A 14,507-nucleotide genomic window follows, 5' to 3' on the forward strand; every position below is an offset into this window, starting at 1 on the left:
TATGTCTGAAATGAAGGTATACCTGAAGGGGCTGACCTGTGCCCACTGCGCAGGCAAGATCGAAGACAGCCTTTCCCGCATGGCGGAAACGGAAGAAGTTTCTATCAATCTGATGAAGCAGGAAATGACTTTGGACTTGAAAAATGGTGTTTCTGAAGAAAAAATGCAAGAGGTCATCGAAAAGACGGTACATAAATTCGAATCGGATGTGGAAGTGCTGTTTCAGCAGGCTACCCATGTAACGCAAATCCATGAAGAAGAAAGCTGCTGTGATGATGATTGCTGCTGTTGCGGCCACGACGACGATTGCGGCTGCCATGGGCATGAAGGGCATGAGCAGGATGACTGCTGTTGTGGCTGTGGACATGAACACGGCGAGGAAGAAGCTTTTGGCAAGTCCTTTTTCCTGCGGTTCGGCCTGGGGCTGGTGCTGTTTCTAGGCGCTGTTTTTCTGGAGGAAGGCGTCGCAAGTGGGCCGCTGTTTTTGGCGGCATATCTGGTATTCGGCTATGATGTTCTGCTTCGTGCGGCGAAAAATATCCTTCGCGGGCAGATGTTTGATGAAAATTTCCTGATGTCCCTTTCTACCATCGGCGCCCTTGCCATTGGGGAAATGGCAGAGGCGGTATTCGTTATGCTGTTCTATCAGGTGGGGGAAGCCTTTCAGGATTACGCTGTGGCCCGTTCCAGAAAATCTATAACGGCTCTGTTGGATATTCGCCCCGACTTTGCCCGTCTGGTGGTAAATGGCGAGGCAAAGGAAGTCAACCCTGAATTGGTTCGTATTGGCGACTGTATCCTGGTAAAAGCAGGGGAGCGTATCCCATTGGATGGCATTGTGGAAGAAGGCCATGCCATGCTGGATACAGCGGCACTGACAGGGGAATCTCTTCCCAGAAATGCAGAAGCAGGCGACCGTGTTCTCAGCGGCTGCATCAATATGGACGGTAACCTGCATATTCGCGTGGAAAAGCCTTTCGGCGAATCCACGGTGATGAAGATTCTGGAGATGGTGCAGAATGCTGCAGGGAAGAAATCCAAGACAGAAAAATTCATCACTCGTTTTGCCAGAGTGTATACTCCCGTAGTGGTTCTGTTAGCGGTGTTGGTAGCGGTGCTGCCACCTGCGTTGGGCTTGGGTAGTTTTTCTGTATGGTTTGGTCGTGCGCTGGTATTTTTGGTAGTTTCCTGTCCCTGTGCATTGGTGCTTTCTGTCCCTCTGAGCTATTTTGCCGGTATTGGTGCGGCATCTAAGAGAGGTATCCTCATCAAAGGCGGCGGCGATCTGGATACGCTGTGCAAGCTGGAAAAAGTGGTTTTCGATAAAACAGGTACCCTGACGAAGGGCAAATTCTCCGTAACGGAAGTGGAGGGTGATGTGCTTCGTCTGGCGGCCATTGGCGAAGCCATGAGCAATCACCCCATTGCGCAGGCCATTGTGAATGCCTATGAAGGGGAACTGCCTGCAGCGGAAAATTATCAGGAATTGGGTGGTTACGGCATTTCCTATGCATTGGAGGGTGAAACAGTCCTGCTGGGCAACAGCCGCCTGATGGAAAGAGAGCATATCCCTTACGAAAAGGCCAACGGCATCGGCACGGTGGTCTATGTGGCGAAGGGCGGCGAGTTTCTGGGGCATATCCTTGTTGCGGATACCTTGAAGGAAAATATTGCGGAATCTCTGGATGCTTTGCGGAAGCAGGGTGTGAAGGAAATGGTTATGCTGACGGGTGACCGAAAGGAAACTGCGGAAGCGGTAGCGAAAAAATTGAAACTGGATGCAGTTTACAGCGAATTGCTCCCTGAAAATAAAGTGGAACAGATGGAAAAATGGAAAGGTACCTGCGAAGGGAAAAGTGCTTTCGTGGGCGATGGCATCAACGATGCGCCAGTTCTGGCTGGTGCGGATCTGGGCGTAGCCATGGGCGGTATCGGTTCCGATGCGGCTATCGAAGCGGCGGATGTGGTGCTGATGGATGATGATATCGGCAAGCTGGCGGTTGGTATCAAAATTGCCAAGAATACAAGAAAGATCGTCAACCAGAATATCGTTTTTGCATTGGGCTTCAAGATTTTGGTACTGATCCTTTCCATCCCCGGCATTGCCACCATGTGGATGGCAGTTTTCGCCGATGTGGGCGTTTGCGTACTGGCAATTCTGAATGCGATGAGAAAGAAAGATTAAACTAAAAAAGAGCCGAAAGGCTCTTTTTTAGTTTTCTTCTGCGGGGGTATTTTCGGGTTTGCCTTCGGGTCTTTCGGGCATCTGAGACAGATCGACTGTTGCAACGGCGGTTACGTTACCATCGGCATCCATCTCTACAGACAGCATATCGCCTACTGCCAGTTCTTCTGCATTGACTGTATCGAAAGCGGACAGATCAACGGTGATGGTTTCTGCTTCGGGCATACTTTCAGGGCGTTTGCCGTCAACGGGGTTTTCGCCTTCGGGTCTCTCTTTATCTTCTTTCAGCTCGGGCTTTTCGTCATCGGTAGGCTTTTCGGGTGCTTCACCCTTTTCTCCTATGCCGCCTCTGCCGCCGCGCAGCTGCAGGGTTACGGTAGTTCCATCGATGGCAGTGATCTCACCCATAATCATGGGCTTGGGTGCTTCGGTTTCCGTTGTCTGGGCTGTGTCTGCTTCGGTTTCTGTTGTAGCGGATGCGCAGCCGCAGAAGAAAGCCCCGCACGCCAGAACTGCCGCACACAATAGGGCAAGGTATTTTTTCTTTTTCATAGTCAAATTCTCTCCTTTTTTCAAAACGATTTTTTACTTTCTGAAAGGGAGTATATGCTCGCCGTTTTAAATTATCTTTAGGAAAAAATTAGAAATATCTTTGAATTATATGAAATTAAAAAAGCACCTGTATAGGTGCTTTTTATATAAAAGTTTTTGGCACGCTTTTTTCAAAAAGCGTGTGGGGTCTTGGGGCAAAGCCTCAAGGTCTTATTTTTCTTCTTTTGGAATGATTTTCTTCACATTTTTTTCAAATTTCACTCTGGGCAGCATGACCATGTGCCCGCAGCCACAGCATTTGATGCGGAAATCAATGCCTGTTCTCAAAATTTCCCACTGGGCAGAGCCACAGGGATGCGTTTTTTTCATCTGCACGATATCGCCGACAGAAAAATCCATGGTTTATGCCTCCTTTATCAGATGTACAACCTGCTGAGGGAAAGGAATTTCGATGCCCTCTTTATCGAAACGGTTTTTGATGCGGCGGCGCAGTTCTGCTTCCACGCCGGCAGCGGTTTTTACTTTGCATTTTGCAACGATCTTGATGGTGACAGCGGAATCATCCAGACCGATGACACCTGCCACAACGGGTGTTTCCAGAAGGTCTTCCATATCTGTCGTTTTCTGCATTTCATCTTCCAGAACTGCGATGGCCCGGTCGATGCTTTCGCCGTAAGCAATGCCGACGGTAACAGTGGCGTTGATGAATTCACGGCACATATTTGTGACAGTACCAACGGAGCCGTTGGGGATGATATGCACGGCACCGGAAGCGTCTCTTAATTTTGTGGAACGGAGCGTTACGCTTTCCACTGTGCCTGTGATGCCCTGAATGGTCACCACGTCACCCACTGCGAAATGGTCTTCGAAGAGGATGAAGAAGCCTTCCATCATGTCACCTGCAATGCCCTGTGCGCCCAGACCAATGGCAACAGAACCTGCGGATGCGATGACCACCAGGGATTCTGTGGATACGCCTAATTGTTTCAGCACGGACATCAGACCAATAAAGTAAATTACATATTTCAGGATGCTGCCTGCGACAGTGTTCAGTGTGCTTGCTTTTCTTTCAGACATTGCCAGATGCTTTTTCTGCACCTGTGCATCCAGAATTTTTTTCACAAGGCTGCTGGAAAGTTTGATCAAAACCCAGCAAAGGAACAGTGTGCCGATGATCTGCAGGATTTTAATGCCGGCAGTCATTAGACCGGACATAGCGGCAGATTTTGCAAGAAGATCAAGGCCAAGACCTTCGCTGATTGCGTTGCCATTCGTAATGATGTCCATTTTTAGTTACCCCCTGTTCGTTTTATAAGTCGCTGCAGCTTTCAGGAAAGCAGTGAACAGCAGACCCATTTCTTCTGTTTTCATGGCTTCGGGGTGCCACTGCACGCCAACAGCAAAGAGGCAGTCCTTATGCTCGATGGCTTCGATCAGGCCGTCGGCACTGCGGGCGATGGCTTTAAAGCCGTCCCCCAGAGTGGAGCAGGACTGATGATGCAGGGTATTGACAATGGTGCGTTTGTTTTCCCAAAGGTCTGTCAATAATGTGTCGTCTTCCACGAAGATGCTGTGGGTGCCATAGGAACGGGGCGCCTGCTGGATATGCTTCAGGGTAGTGCCTGCCTGCACGCCGATGTCCTGATAGATACCGCCGCCTTTGACGATATTCATCACCTGCATGCCGCGGCAGATGCCCAGCATAGGCAGGTTTTTATCCAATGCTTCCTGACAGATGCGCATTTCGTAGGCATCGCGGAGGGGGTTGATCTCGCCGCTCTGGTGCAGGGGTTCTTCCCCGAAGAGCAGCGGATCGATATCGCCGCCGCCTGTCAGCAGCAGGCCATCCAGAAATTCAGGCAGATCCTGATGGGGCAGCAGCACGATGGGGCAGCCCCCGGCTTTTTCGATGGCCAGCACATAATCCTCATGGAGAGAATACTCCTTCTTATCGTAAGAATAGTTCGGCGAAATGCCGATTACGGGTTTTTTGTTCATAGTTTAAACACCTCTGATTTCAATTTCCTTAACAGTATACAAAAGTTGCTCTTTTTTTGCAACGAAACCGCAAAAAACTTAAGAATTCCTTCGGAAAAAGGGCCGACTTGCAGGGGATATGGGTATTGTGTTATAATGAACTGTATCTGGGCGGAAAATAAACGGCTGAATTGGGCGGATAAGTCCGCCGGAAATAAAAGAATGGAGATGACAACGAGTATGAAAACCATTGGCATCATTGGCGCGATGGCAGAAGAAATCGCGTTTCTGAAAGAAAAAATCGAAATCGTAACGACAAAGAGCGTTATTGGCTTACAGTTTCATATTGGGAAATATTGCGGCAACAGCATCGTGCTGGTCATCAGCGGCATTGGCAAGGTCAATGCGGCTGTTTGCACACAGGTGCTGATCGACCATTTTGGTGTAGATTATATCATCAATACTGGCTGCGCGGGTGCGGTAAGCAGCGAGTTGGGCATCGGGGATATCCTGATCTCTACTGATGCAGTGCAGCATGACATGGATGTTTCCGCTCTGGGCGACCCCATTGGCACCATCCCCCGCCTGGCGGAAAGCTATTTCAAGGCGGACGAAATGATGGTACGACTGGCCCAGGAAGCGGCAGCAGAATCTCAGGAAGGCTATAAGGTCATCCTTGGCAGAGTTGCCAGCGGCGACCAGTTTATCGGCACAAAGGAAGGTAAGGAAAAAATCAAAAAGACAGTTCAGGGCGACTGTGCGGAAATGGAAGGTGCAGCCATCGCCCATGCCTGCTGGCTGAATCGCATCCCCTTCGTTATCATCCGTGCTATTTCTGACAGTGCGGACGAAGAAGCGAATATGTCCTACGAACAGTTTGTTGTGCTGGCGGCAAAACGCAGCAGCGATCTGGTGGAAAAAATGCTGGAAAAGATGTAAAAAACTGACTAAAAATCGGTGACGAAATTCTCTGTTCCATGTGAGGGATTACCCTTGTAAAGGCAATTTTCTTCCTGTATAATGCAATCAGAAAATCGTATGCAGATCATATAAATTAATATAGAAATAAAGAAGGGAAGGATTTCAATGACAGCAAAGACCCATGGCTATATCACAAAAGAAATCGAACTGGAACAGATCTATCAGTTCGTACTGAAATATTTCGACCCTGAGGCAAAGGTGAACCGTTATGAAAACCGTTTCGGTGAAAGCAATGAAATGGCCGTTTACTTTACATACAAAGGTGAAGAAAGACGACTGTTTACAATGGTTTACAAGAGCCGTAAATTCTCTAAAACCGGCGACAAGGCAAGACTGGTTTTCCTGGATCTGGATTACTGGGGCCACAGTGTAGAGATCATGCGCTCCATCATGTCTTATTTCAGCGGCTGGCTGGATGAAAACGACTGCGACAAGGAAGACGCATACTTCATCGAAGAACAGCCCGACGGCGTTGTTCCCAACATCATCAAGATTACAAGAAAAGAACTGAACAGAAGACTGGGCGGCATGGTAGTCATCATTGAGGATGACGAAGAATAAAAACAAAAAGAGTCCGAAAGGACTCTTTTTTATTTGTTTTCTTCCAGGTCTTTTAACAACTGATAGAGATCAGGGTGTTCTTTTTGCATACGGATGAATTTGCCTTCCCCGTTCAGGAAGCAATGCTCAGAATATGCTTCGCAGGCCAGTTGGCCATCCTGTTTTCGCATTTCGTATCTCAGTTTCAGCTTTACGCCTTTGAATTCCACCACATGAACGGTGATATCTACAACATCGGCATAGGTGGTGCTGACTTTATATTTACATTCCACTCCTGTAACGGGGGAAAAGATACCGGCTTCTTCCATTTTGTCATAGGGCCAGCCGTATTCCGCCAGAAAAACGGTGCGGGCCTCCTCCATCCAGCGGATATAGTTGGAATGGTGGGTGATGCCCATTTTATCGGTTTCATAATATTGTACTTTATGCTGATATACTTTCATTTGTGAGGACTCCTTTCGGAAATATATGTATTGATGATAGCACAGGCAGCCACTTTTTTCAAATTTCCCTGAAAGGAAAGAGAAAAGGTATGGATTCTTGCCAGGGCTGTCCTTTTTATGCTATACTAAAAGATAATCCGAATGCAGAAGGGACGGTGGATGATATGACAGAAGAAAAAGATATTCGTACCATGATCGATGAAGATATTGCCCATGTGGAAACCGTCTGGGAAGCATCCTCCTATGACAGCGAAGCTATGGAGGGCTTATTCCAGCTGCTTTTGGAGCATTACACAGAAGAAATTGACGGCTTCACCAAGGGGCTTCGGGTCATCCAGCCTTATGAAGATACGGCCGATATGGCAAAGATCTATCGGGAAAATGTGCAGGTTTTGCTGGAGCGGATGAAAGGCTTCCGGGAAAATAACTACAGCAATGAAGGCCTGATGGAATACTATATGCTGAAAGACCGTCAGGAATTGGATTTCGAAGCAGATTTTACGACAGTCCGCATCGATCTGGGCATGATGGAATGTCTCTCCCGCAGTGAGAGGGAGGATATCATGGTTCATTTGGACGCTATGGAGGATATCTGCGCCCAGGTGATGACGAAAAAGGAAAAATGGGAAGCATTAAGAGGGCATCTGGTCTGGCTTTCCGGGAAAGATGTAACAGTGGCGATGAAAGTATTGCCCTTGTTTTTCAGAATAAACTGATAAAGGTGAAAATATATGATTAAACTGATCGTGTCCGATATGGATGGGACACTGGTAAATGATGAAAAGAAAATAGATGAAAATATTTATAAGATCCTGCCCAAATTGAAGGAAAAAGGCACCCGATTCGTGGTCGCCAGCGGCAGGCAGTATCCCAGTCTGTGTACGGATTTTAAGGAACATGTAAAAGATGTCGTTATCGTTTCCGAAAACGGCGCCTTCATCATGGATGATGGGAAAGAACTTTATGCCAAGTGTATGACGAAAGAGGAAGTGAAGGCTTCTCTGGATGCGGCTTTTGCAGTAGAGGGCATGGAGCCTATTTGCTGTGCCAAGCATGTGACCTATACCAGAAGCCAGGAAATGAAAGAATTTCTGGAATCTCCCAAATTCAACTATAAAATGGCTCTGACAGATGATTTGTACAACATCGATGACGATATCATCAAAATCTCTATGATCGTAGTCAATGGCATGGATACGGTGGAAGCGTACCATAAGGTTCGCGCACAGCTGGATGAAAAGGTGAATCTGGTGACTTCCGGGGATGGCTGTATGGATACGGGCATCTATGGTGTCAATAAAGGCTCTGCGGTGGAAGCCTTGCAGAAGATGTGGAATATCAGCCCTGAAGAGACTATGGTCTTCGGGGATCAGTATAATGACGTGGAAATGTTTGAAAAAGCCCACTACAGCTTTGCTATGGAAGGCGCTGTGGAAGGCGTGAAGAAAAAAGCCCGTTATATTGCGGGCAGCAATAACGCGGGCGGCGTGGTGAAAGCCATCCGTGAGATCACTGGAGTATAACACTCGTAAGGAGAGTTCAGATATGAAAAAAGCGGCAAGTTTTGCCTTAGGCTGTAAAGTAAATCAATATGAAAGCGAAGCCATTGCGGAACTGTTTCAGGAAAAGGGCTATGAAATCGTCGGCATCGATGAAGAGGCGGACGTATATGTCATCAACACCTGTACGGTAACGAATTTCGGCGATAAAAAATCCCGTCAGCTCATCCGTAAGGTAAAAAGACAGAATGAAAATGCCATTGTGGCGGTCGTTGGCTGCTATGCCCAGACTGCTCCTCAGGAACTGATGAAGGTGGAAGGGGTCAATCTTGTCATCGGTACAAAAGACCGTGCCCAGATCGTTGAGATGGTAGAAAGTTATGACACAAGCAAGGGTGTGGAAAACCACGTTTCCGATATCATGAAGGAAAGGGTATTCGAACCCTTGTCCATCCAGAAACTGGCCAACAGAACCAGAGCCTACCTGAAAATTCAGGATGGCTGCAGCCAGTATTGCTCCTACTGCATCATCCCCTACGCAAGGGGCCCTATCCGCAGCAGAGAGCCCGAAGAGGTTCTGGCGGAAGTAAAGAGACTGGCAGATAACGGCTTCAAGGAAGTCGTTCTGACAGGCATCCATGTGGCAAGCTACGGCAAGGACAGAAGAGATACTTCTCTGCTGGAAATTTTGAAACAGGTACACGAAGTAGAGGGCATTGAACGCATCCGTTTCAGTTCCATCGAGCCGAATGTGGTAACAGAGGAATTTGCCCAGGCCATGGCGGAGCTGCCTAAGGTCTGCGACCATTTCCATCTTTCCCTGCAGAGCGGCTGCGATAAGACATTGAAGGAAATGAACCGTAAATATGATACGGAAAAATATCGTCAGGCAGCGGCGACCCTGCGGAAATATCTGCCAGAAGTTGCCCTGACGACAGATATCATCGTTGGTTTCCCCGGGGAAACAGAAGAAGATTTCCAGGCAAGCTATGATTTCGCAAAGGAAATCGGTTTTGCGAAGATCCACGTATTCCCTTATTCTCCTAAGAGGGGCACACCTGCGGCAGCCAGAAAAGACCAGCTGCTGAATGCGGTGAAATCCGAAAGAAGCCATAAGCTTATCGAACTGAGCGATAAAATGGCAGATGATTTCCTGCAGGCTTACGTGGGCAAAGATGTGGAAGTTCTGTACGAAAGAGCTGTGGAAGATGGCGTTTACGAAGGCCATACCACTAACTATATCAAAGTACGCGGCAGAAGTGAAAAAGACCTGACAAATCAGATCTGCAAGACAAAAATTTTGAAAGCAGAAAAGGAAGAACTTTTCGGGGAAGTGGACGCATAAACAGGCCAAATTGTAATAATTATGTAAGGATAATATGGTTGCAATCGGGTAGGGTTTCAGGTATCATAAACATAAGTATTTTTTGGAAAAGGCAGGCAGCTGCCTGTGAAGATATAAGTTGTATTCTAAGGGGTGCGGCAAAGCCGCAGAATGGAGAGTGAGAAGCATGGGCAATTTACATGAAACACAATATTTCGGCAGATTGGAAAAAGAACCTGAAAACGAAGCGAAAAGAATCCTGATGGCTGTCAGCAGCGCGCTGAGAGAAAAAGGCTATAATCCTGTCAACCAGATCGTAGGCTATATCCTTTCCGGCGACCCTACTTATATCACAAGCCACCAGAACGCAAGAGTTCTCATCCGCAAGCTGGAAAGAGACGAGCTGCTGGAAGAACTGGTGAAAGATTATCTGGATCGTAATGAGTAATTGAGAAAGAGGAACCGAATTGCGTATTTTAGGTTTAGATTTTGGAGATAAGACCATCGGCGTAGCAGTCAGCGACCCCTTTGGCTGGACTGCCCAGGGCGTGGAGATTATCCGCAGGGATAATCCCATGGAATTCAAAAAATCCATGCGCAGACTGGCAGAACTGGTGGAAGAATATAAAGCAGAGGTTATCGTTTTGGGCTACCCTAAGAATCTGGATGGTTCCGAAGGGGACAGATGTGTCAAAACAAACGATTTCTGCGAACGTATCAAAAAACGCTTCCCGAAGGTGGAGGTCATCCTCTGGGATGAAAGATTCAGTACCATTGCGGCGGAACGCTCTCTCAGAGAAGTGGGGCTGAATCACGATAAGAGAAAAAGCGTCATCGATAAGATGGCGGCCGTGCATATTTTGCAGGGCTATTTAGACAGTAAAGCAAAATAATCAAATTTCGATATTAAAGGAGATATTAGACAATGGCTGATATTTATGATGAAGTAAACGAAATGGAATTTGAAGTCGTAACTATGACAGATGAAAACGGCGAAGAAATCGAATTTTCCATTATCGATAACGTGGCATGCGGCGGCGAAAGATATCTGCTGGTCGTAGAAACAGAGCTGATGGATGATGATGAAACAGACGCCATCATCCTGAAAGAAGTTTCCATCAACACAGACGACGTAACATACGAACTGGTGGAAGACGACGCAGAATTCGACCGCATGGCAGACCTGTTCGCACAGAAGGGCGAAGATTACACAGTAGAATTGGACTAAGTTCCAAATCAAATTTGAATGGACTAGGGCGGCATATTTCCTGAGGCTTTTGTCTTTCGAGATATGCCTTATTCCCTTTTCATATATTGGAGCATTTTCAAAGAAAATGCCCAGGGAGCGGAAAAAGAAACGGCAAAACAGAATAAAGTACTGAGAAGAAAAACAGCAGCACTCATGATACCAGAAAAAACGGGGCGGAAATGTTTTTTCGGTGAGTGAGCATCGACTGCTTTTTTTGCATTGCTTTCTTTCGGAAAAAGAAGAAATTTTTGCGGTTTAAAGAGAACTTTTTTACGCCATACTATAAAGACGAAAATCAAAGAGAGAAAAAGAAAAGGAGGTGTGTTTTTTGGCAGAGAAGAAACCCGCAAAGGAGACGAACGCAAAGAACTCCAAAGCGAGAAATACAAAGGCGAAGGCGGAAACAAAATCCAAAACAGCCACAAAGGCAGAAGCTGTGAAAACGGCAGCGAAAACAGCAGCCAAGACAGCCACAAAACCTGCAGCAAAAACAGCGGCAAAGCTCCGCACCAGAAGTAAAGCCAAGGCGAAGCCTAAAATGAACCTGAAAGTCATCGCGCTGGGTGGTCTGGAAGAGATCGGCAAGAACATGACAGTGCTGGAATATGGCGATGATATCATCATCATCGACTGCGGCCTTGCCTTCCCTGAGGATGATATGCTGGGCATTGACCTGGTCATCCCTGACGTAACATATTTGACAAAAAACATCGACAAAATCAGAGGTATTGTGCTGACTCATGGTCACGAAGACCATATCGGCGCCCTGCCTTATATCCTGAAACAGCTGAATGTGCCCGTATTTGGCACACTGCTGACATTGGGCCTGTTGGAAAACAAGCTGAGAGAGCATAAGATGCTGGATTCCACCACAAGACACACAGTTGTTCCCGGTGAAAAGGTGAAACTGGGGCAGATGGTAGTGGAATTCATCCACACCAACCATTCCATCGCAGACGCGGTGGCGCTGGCCATCCATACACCCGTTGGTGTTGTGGTACACACAGGCGACTTCAAGGTGGACTATACCCCTATTGATGGTGAGATCATCGACCTGCAGCGCTTTGCAGAGCTGGGCAAGGAAGGCGTACTGCTCTTGATGAGCGACAGTACCAATGCGGAAAGAAAAGGCTTCACCATGTCCGAAAAGAACGTAGGCAAGGTGTTTGAAAGGATTTTCGAGGAGACACCCAAGAACCGCATCATGGTCGCTACCTTCTCCTCCAATATCCACCGTATCCAGCAGGTCATCAATGCTGCCTATATGTATGGCAGAAAGGTTGCCATCATTGGCCGAAGCATGGTCAATGCGGTAAAGACTGCATCTGAACTGGATTACCTCTGGGTACCCCCCAGAACATTGATCGATATCAGTGAAACAAAGAATTACAGAGACGATCAGCTGGTCATCATAACCACAGGCAGCCAGGGCGAGACCATGTCTGCCCTGTCCAGAATCGCTTCCGGCGAGCATAAGCAGGTGAATGTAAAGCCCGATGATAAAATCATCATCAGCGCATCTGCCATCCCCGGTAACGAAAAGAACGTATTCCGCGTGGTAAATGAACTGCTGAAAAAAGGCGCAAAAGTGGTTTATGGCGATATCGAGGATATCCACGTTTCCGGCCATGCCCGTCAGGAAGAACTGAAACTGATGCTGGCCCTGACAAAGCCTAAATTCTTCATGCCTGTCCATGGTGAATTCATGCATCTTTCCTGTCACAGAGATCTGGCAGTTTCCATGGGCATGGATAAGAATGATATCTTTGTGATGAAGCTGGGCGAAGTTCTGGAAGTAAATAAAAACGAAGCCAAGGTAACAGGCAATGTACCCGTTGGACAGATCATGGTAGATGGTCTGGGTGTTGGCGACGTTGGCAATATCGTTCTGCGTGACAGAAAACACCTGTCTCAGGATGGTCTGATGGTAGTGGTAGTTTCCATGGACAGAGAAATGGGCACCATCGTTTCCGGCCCCGATATCATTTCCAGAGGTTTTGTGTATGTTCGCGAGGCGGAAAATCTGATGGACGAAGCCCGCGCGTGCGTGCTGGAAGCGCTCCTGAAATGCGAAGAAAAGAATATTACAAGCTGGAACTATATCAAAGGTGTCATCAAGGATACACTGAAAAATTATATCTGGCAGAAAACAAAGAGAAGCCCCATGATCTTGCCGATTATCATGGAAGTATAATAGTACAAAACCCCGAGGATATTGAGAAATCAACATCTTTCGGGGTTATTTTTATGTTCAGCGTACCAAAAGCGTACTATCTGCGGAAATTTCCTGTAATTTGGCCGCCAATTCTCCCTGCTGGTTAGGGTAAAGGTGGCTGTATGTGTTGAGGGTGGTTTCTATGTTTTCATGTCCAAGGCGTTCTTGGATTAGCAGAGGGGATACACCCATCTGAATGAGCATCGAAGCATGAGAGTGTCGGAGATCGTGCAGCCTTATTCTGGGCAAGTCTGCCTTTGCTGCAGCCTGTTCCATGTAAGGGATGAGGTAATGCTTGGTTACGGTAAAAAGCCGCTCTGATGGCTTGTATTCGTATAATTCGGCTGTGTATGCCTTTACTTCTTATTCGATGAAAGTAGGAATGGAAACCAGTCTGTTACTGCGTTCTGTTTTGGGTTCCAGTATCAAATCTTCCTTGTGGAGCCGGGCATAATTCTTATTGATTCTGATGGTATGCTTTTCAAAATCGAAATCATCCAACGTAAGAGCCAGCAGTTCCCCGGAGCGGATACCAGTCCAGAACAGCAGCATAAACATGGTGCGTGCTGGGTATTTATCTGGTATCGTTTCCATGAAGGTGTTGAATTGCTCAAGCGTCCAGAAAGCCATCTGAGGGCGTTTCTCCTTGATTTTACCGCACTCCTTAGAGGGATTCTTGGGTAAGCCGTAAAACTTCACAGCGTGGTTGAAAATGGCTGACAGATAGCCGTTGACGGTGTGGAGGTAGTTGCGGCTGTATTTGTCCATATCCAATAGGGTGTTCTGCCATTGGCGGATATGGCCCACAGTGATCTGATTGATAGGCTGGTCTTGGAAGTAGGGCAGGATCAGATTTTTAATGGAGTTTGCTTTGGTGTTGTAGCTGGTAGGCTTTTGACGGGTTTTGCAGTCCTCCAGATAAAGCTTTGCCATGTTGCCGAAGGACATTTCGCAGGAGCCGGAAACACGCTGCAGGAAGTCTCTTTCGTACTCCTGAGCATCCTTCTTACGGGTGAAACCTTCCTTCTTTTTGCGTTTCCTTTGCCCTGTCCAGTCGGTATAGTAGAAGCTGGCATACCATGTGTTACGTTCTTCGTTCTTATAAACGGGCATAAAAATAAGACCTCCTTTATTTTGGGTATAGAAAATTAAGGGTAGGTCTGATATAATAGATTTGTGATTGGTATTCTATCAGAGTACCCTATTTAAAGTCCATTCCTGTTGGCGCAGGGGTGGGCTTTTTTATCTGGTTATGGTTGCCATAATATTTGATGTATGGTAAACTAGATATGCAAGAAAATCTAAAATGAAAGGAAGGTGAAAACACCCTTCTTTACTGTTAACTCCAGTATAGGAGTTTTGTTTTCCTTTTAGGTTTACACCATTACAATTTTGCTGTGTGTGGGTTTCTTGCAGGTCGGTATACTTTTTCATGTTGTAGTATTTGCCGACAAATTTATTTCTTCTTTCATGTTAAGTTTGTTTCGTGTGTTTCTGTTCGCCGAAGCAAGCGTACGCTAA

Annotated in this window: 17 protein-coding genes; 10 read left to right on the forward strand and 7 right to left on the reverse strand. The window is 46.9% G+C overall.

Going from position 1 to position 14,507, the window contains the following annotated elements; genetic code table 11:
- Nucleotide 1 precedes the first annotated feature (1 nt).
- Nucleotides 2-2,185: a heavy metal translocating P-type ATPase gene (locus IJ369_RS00295; protein WP_290714595.1), complete on the forward strand. Its 2,184-nt coding sequence runs from the start codon at nt 2-4 to the stop codon at nt 2,183-2,185.
- A gap of 27 nt (nt 2,186-2,212) precedes the next feature.
- Here IJ369_RS00295 and IJ369_RS00300 read toward each other — a convergent pair whose 3' ends face one another.
- From IJ369_RS00300 to IJ369_RS00315, 4 genes are all read right to left on the reverse strand, one after another.
- Nucleotides 2,213-2,737, reverse strand: a complete 525-nt coding sequence (locus tag IJ369_RS00300) for a hypothetical protein (protein ID WP_290714598.1) — start codon at nt 2,735-2,737, stop codon at nt 2,213-2,215.
- Between the two features lie 210 nt (nt 2,738-2,947).
- A complete protein-coding gene (locus IJ369_RS00305) occupies nt 2,948-3,136 on the reverse strand; it encodes a DUF951 domain-containing protein (RefSeq protein ID WP_290714601.1) in 189 nt (62 codons plus the stop codon).
- A gap of 3 nt (nt 3,137-3,139) precedes the next feature.
- Complete coding sequence (locus IJ369_RS00310; protein WP_290714604.1) at nt 3,140-4,024, reverse strand: mechanosensitive ion channel family protein; 885 nt, start codon at nt 4,022-4,024, stop codon at nt 3,140-3,142.
- 6 nt (nt 4,025-4,030) lie between these two features.
- Nucleotides 4,031-4,735: a gamma-glutamyl-gamma-aminobutyrate hydrolase family protein gene (locus IJ369_RS00315; RefSeq protein ID WP_290714607.1), complete on the reverse strand. Its 705-nt coding sequence runs from the start codon at nt 4,733-4,735 to the stop codon at nt 4,031-4,033.
- A gap of 201 nt (nt 4,736-4,936) precedes the next feature.
- Between IJ369_RS00315 and IJ369_RS00320 the strand changes: the two genes are divergently transcribed.
- A complete protein-coding gene (locus IJ369_RS00320) occupies nt 4,937-5,653 on the forward strand; it encodes a 5'-methylthioadenosine/adenosylhomocysteine nucleosidase (protein WP_290714610.1) in 717 nt (238 codons plus the stop codon).
- A 147-nt stretch (nt 5,654-5,800) separates the two neighbouring features.
- On the forward strand, nt 5,801-6,256 hold the full coding sequence (locus tag IJ369_RS00325; RefSeq protein ID WP_290714613.1) for a hypothetical protein: 456 nt from the start codon (nt 5,801-5,803) through the stop codon (nt 6,254-6,256).
- A 29-nt stretch (nt 6,257-6,285) separates the two neighbouring features.
- Here IJ369_RS00325 and IJ369_RS00330 read toward each other — a convergent pair whose 3' ends face one another.
- A complete protein-coding gene (locus IJ369_RS00330; RefSeq protein ID WP_290714616.1) occupies nt 6,286-6,699 on the reverse strand; it encodes an acyl-CoA thioesterase in 414 nt (137 codons plus the stop codon).
- Nucleotides 6,700-6,788: 89 nt separating this feature from the next.
- Here IJ369_RS00330 and IJ369_RS00335 point away from each other — a divergent pair, with 89 nt between their 5' ends.
- From IJ369_RS00335 to IJ369_RS00365, 7 genes are all read left to right on the forward strand, one after another.
- Nucleotides 6,789-7,415 (forward strand): hypothetical protein, encoded by a 627-nt coding sequence (locus IJ369_RS00335; protein ID WP_290714619.1) that lies wholly within the window; start codon nt 6,789-6,791, stop codon nt 7,413-7,415.
- Between the two features lie 15 nt (nt 7,416-7,430).
- Nucleotides 7,431-8,222 carry an HAD family hydrolase gene (locus tag IJ369_RS00340; RefSeq protein ID WP_290714622.1) on the forward strand — a complete coding sequence of 264 codons (792 nt, stop codon included), beginning with the start codon at nt 7,431-7,433 and terminating at the stop codon, nt 8,220-8,222.
- A 22-nt stretch (nt 8,223-8,244) separates the two neighbouring features.
- Nucleotides 8,245-9,543, forward strand: a complete 1,299-nt coding sequence (gene mtaB, locus IJ369_RS00345) for a tRNA (N(6)-L-threonylcarbamoyladenosine(37)-C(2))-methylthiotransferase MtaB (protein ID WP_290714626.1) — start codon at nt 8,245-8,247, stop codon at nt 9,541-9,543.
- Nucleotides 9,544-9,709: 166 nt separating this feature from the next.
- Entirely contained in the window at nt 9,710-9,970 is a 261-nt protein-coding gene (locus IJ369_RS00350; protein WP_290714629.1) for an IreB family regulatory phosphoprotein, read from the forward strand.
- Between the two features lie 19 nt (nt 9,971-9,989).
- Nucleotides 9,990-10,415 carry a Holliday junction resolvase RuvX gene (gene ruvX / locus IJ369_RS00355; RefSeq protein WP_290714632.1) on the forward strand — a complete coding sequence of 142 codons (426 nt, stop codon included), beginning with the start codon at nt 9,990-9,992 and terminating at the stop codon, nt 10,413-10,415.
- Nucleotides 10,416-10,447: 32 nt separating this feature from the next.
- Nucleotides 10,448-10,750, forward strand: coding sequence for a DUF1292 domain-containing protein (locus tag IJ369_RS00360; protein ID WP_290714635.1), 303 nt, complete (start codon nt 10,448-10,450; stop codon nt 10,748-10,750).
- Nucleotides 10,751-11,309: 559 nt separating this feature from the next.
- On the forward strand, nt 11,310-12,965 hold the full coding sequence (locus IJ369_RS00365) for a ribonuclease J (protein WP_290714644.1): 1,656 nt from the start codon (nt 11,310-11,312) through the stop codon (nt 12,963-12,965).
- Nucleotides 12,966-13,022: 57 nt separating this feature from the next.
- Here the strand turns inward: IJ369_RS00365 and IJ369_RS10935 are convergent, their stop codons facing one another.
- Nucleotides 13,023-13,262 carry a tyrosine-type recombinase/integrase gene (locus IJ369_RS10935; RefSeq protein WP_290714638.1) on the reverse strand — a complete coding sequence of 80 codons (240 nt, stop codon included), beginning with the start codon at nt 13,260-13,262 and terminating at the stop codon, nt 13,023-13,025.
- A gap of 87 nt (nt 13,263-13,349) precedes the next feature.
- On the reverse strand, nt 13,350-14,099 hold the full coding sequence (locus IJ369_RS00375) for a tyrosine-type recombinase/integrase (protein WP_290714641.1): 750 nt from the start codon (nt 14,097-14,099) through the stop codon (nt 13,350-13,352).
- Between the last annotated feature and the right edge of the window lie 408 nt (nt 14,100-14,507).

The organism is Anaerotignum sp., assembly GCF_017483025.1.
Taxonomy (GTDB): Bacteria; Bacillota; Clostridia; order Lachnospirales; family Anaerotignaceae; genus Anaerotignum_A.

Bases quoted from the DNA above. Each gene is read 5' to 3' on its own strand.
- IJ369_RS00340 (WP_290714622.1), top strand. From the start codon at position 7,431: ATGATTAAACTGATCGTGTCCGATATGGATGGGACACTGGTAAATGAT.
- IJ369_RS00365 (WP_290714644.1), top strand. From the start codon at position 11,310: ATGAACCTGAAAGTCATCGCGCTGGGTGGTCTGGAAGAGATCGGCAAG.
- IJ369_RS00330 (WP_290714616.1), bottom strand. From the start codon at position 6,699: ATGAAAGTATATCAGCATAAAGTACAATATTATGAAACCGATAAAATG.
- IJ369_RS00360 (WP_290714635.1), top strand. From the start codon at position 10,448: ATGGCTGATATTTATGATGAAGTAAACGAAATGGAATTTGAAGTCGTA.
- IJ369_RS00325 (WP_290714613.1), top strand. From the start codon at position 5,801: ATGACAGCAAAGACCCATGGCTATATCACAAAAGAAATCGAACTGGAA.
- IJ369_RS00310 (WP_290714604.1), bottom strand. From the start codon at position 4,024: ATGGACATCATTACGAATGGCAACGCAATCAGCGAAGGTCTTGGCCTT.
- IJ369_RS10935 (WP_290714638.1), bottom strand. From the start codon at position 13,262: ATGGAACAGGCTGCAGCAAAGGCAGACTTGCCCAGAATAAGGCTGCAC.
- IJ369_RS00300 (WP_290714598.1), bottom strand. From the start codon at position 2,737: ATGAAAAAGAAAAAATACCTTGCCCTATTGTGTGCGGCAGTTCTGGCG.
- IJ369_RS00305 (WP_290714601.1), bottom strand. From the start codon at position 3,136: ATGGATTTTTCTGTCGGCGATATCGTGCAGATGAAAAAAACGCATCCC.
- IJ369_RS00375 (WP_290714641.1), bottom strand. From the start codon at position 14,099: ATGCCCGTTTATAAGAACGAAGAACGTAACACATGGTATGCCAGCTTC.
- IJ369_RS00295 (WP_290714595.1), top strand. From the start codon at position 2: ATGTCTGAAATGAAGGTATACCTGAAGGGGCTGACCTGTGCCCACTGC.
- IJ369_RS00335 (WP_290714619.1), top strand. From the start codon at position 6,789: ATGGATTCTTGCCAGGGCTGTCCTTTTTATGCTATACTAAAAGATAAT.
- mtaB (WP_290714626.1), top strand. From the start codon at position 8,245: ATGAAAAAAGCGGCAAGTTTTGCCTTAGGCTGTAAAGTAAATCAATAT.
- IJ369_RS00315 (WP_290714607.1), bottom strand. From the start codon at position 4,735: ATGAACAAAAAACCCGTAATCGGCATTTCGCCGAACTATTCTTACGAT.
- IJ369_RS00350 (WP_290714629.1), top strand. From the start codon at position 9,710: ATGGGCAATTTACATGAAACACAATATTTCGGCAGATTGGAAAAAGAA.
- IJ369_RS00320 (WP_290714610.1), top strand. From the start codon at position 4,937: ATGGAGATGACAACGAGTATGAAAACCATTGGCATCATTGGCGCGATG.